This window comes from Gordonia sp. (in: high G+C Gram-positive bacteria), from assembly GCF_020438995.1.
In the GTDB taxonomy this organism is placed as follows: domain Bacteria; phylum Actinomycetota; class Actinomycetes; order Mycobacteriales; family Mycobacteriaceae; genus Gordonia.
The window spans coordinates 1-1822 of sequence record NZ_JAGQTN010000285.1 but is presented as its reverse complement, the minus strand read 5'-3'; the positions used below and the strand labels follow the sequence as shown (position 1 = coordinate 1822).

1 protein-coding gene is annotated in these 1822 nt (G+C 64.9%); it reads left to right on the top strand.

The annotated features are described in order from the left end of the window. Positions 1-224: 224 nt before the first annotated feature. Complete coding sequence (locus tag KDB67_RS20340) at positions 225-1730, top strand: aldehyde dehydrogenase family protein (protein WP_291019933.1); 1506 nt, start codon at positions 225-227, stop codon at positions 1728-1730. The last annotated feature ends 92 nt before the right edge of the window (positions 1731-1822 follow it).

Here is a 1822-nt window from a genome sequence, read left to right as displayed (position 1 = left end):
TCCCTGAGGCTGATGCGCAGGGAGTGCCGGGTACCTCTCTTGATCCCTGAGGCCGAAGCGACGAAGTCGCAAGGGTCACGAAGGGTCCGGTGAGGTACACGCATGACGTGACCACCGTCCGTCGCCAAACACTGTGAACTCCCGCATACTGGTACCCGAAACATATATGTTCCGGTGCCTACGCTGGTGGCAACGAACACCGACACAACCATCTGGGAGGATGCATGACCAAGCCCGCTGAGCTCACCCCGACCGACACGCACGTGTCGTCGGATCAGCACACTATGACCGAGTTGCTGGAGATCCAGCGGGCCGCGTTCCTGCGCGACGGCATCCCGGACGCCAAAACCCGTATCGACCGCATCGCCCGGCTCGCCGCGCTGCTGCTCGACCATTCCGACGAGATCGCGCAGGCACTGACCGCCGACTTCGGTTCGCGCCCCCGTGAACTGTCACTGATGGCCGACATCGCCGGTTGCATGCTCGACCTGGCCCACCAGCGGCGCAGCGTCGCCAAATGGATGAAGGAGACCAAGACCTCCAAGGTGATGGGCGTCGCCGGTTTCAAGCAGTCGATCCGGCACGAACCGCTCGGCGTGGTCGGCATCATGGGCCCGTGGAACTTCCCGCTGCAGCTCACCATCGTGCCCGCGGGTTCGGCGTTCGCCGCCGGTAACCGGGTGCTGATCCGGCCGTCGTCGATCACGGCCAAGACCACCGACGTGATCGCCAAGTACGCCCCCGACTACTTCTCCATCGAGGAGTTCGCGGTCATCACCTCGCGGCACGGGTCCGGCTCGGACTTCGCCAAGCTCAAGGTCGACCACATGTTCTTCACCGGATCGCCCGAGGTGGGCGCGTCGGTGGCGTCGGAGGCCGGCAAGAACCTGGTGCCCGTCACTCTCGAACTCGGCGGCAAGAACCCGGTCGTCGTCGACACCGATGCAGACCTCACCAAGGCCGCCAACCTGGTGGCCGACGCCCGGCTGGTCAACGGCGGCCAGGTGTGCCTGTGCCCCGACTACGTGTTCGTCCCCGAGGCCAAGCACGACGAGTTCATCGACAAGGTGATCGCACGCTGGACCGCCAACCTCCCGACGATCGTCGACAATCCGCAGTTCACCGCCACCATCAACGAGAAGAACTACAACCGCATCGTCGGCCTCATCGACGACGCGGTGTCCCTGGGCGCCACCAAGCGCCAGGTGATCCCGGCCGGCGAGCAGCTACCCGACGCCGGGCGCCGCAAGATCGCCCCTACGATCCTCACCGGTGTCAAGGCCGGCATGAAGATCGAGGAGGACGAGGTGTTCGGTCCGGTGCTGACGGTGTACCCGTACCGCAACCTGTCCGAGGCCATCAACCGCATCGCGGCCAACCCCCACCCGCTGACGATGTACTGGTGCGGCAACCGCAACGAACGGTTCGAGCGTCTCGCCGATGGCACCCGCAGCGGCGCTATCAACGGCAACGACTTCGCGCTGCACCTGTTCGGTCCCGAACTCCCGTTCGGCGGTGTCGGCCGCAGCGGCATGGGCGGCTACCACGGCAAGACCGGCTTCGACACCTTCAGTCATCGCCGCGCTGTCGCATTCTCGACGATGCCGCTCACTGTCGCCACGATGATGTCGCCGCCGTTCGCCAAGCGTGACACCAAGTTGGCCGACGGCCAGATCAAGATGTGGCGCAAGCTCAATGCCCGCGCCCTGAAAAAGGCCCGCAAGAAGTAGCAGTCTTGATCCCTGAGGAGCAGCTGCGCGAGCTTGCGAGTTGCTGGTGTGACCTTCTTGATCCCTGAGGAGCAGTCGCGCGAGCTTGCGAG

What these genes read in the sequence shown, in the direction of transcription:
- KDB67_RS20340 (WP_291019933.1), top strand. Translation starts at nt 225, where the DNA reads ATGACCAAGCCCGCTGAGCTCACCCCGACCGACACGCACGTGTCGTCG.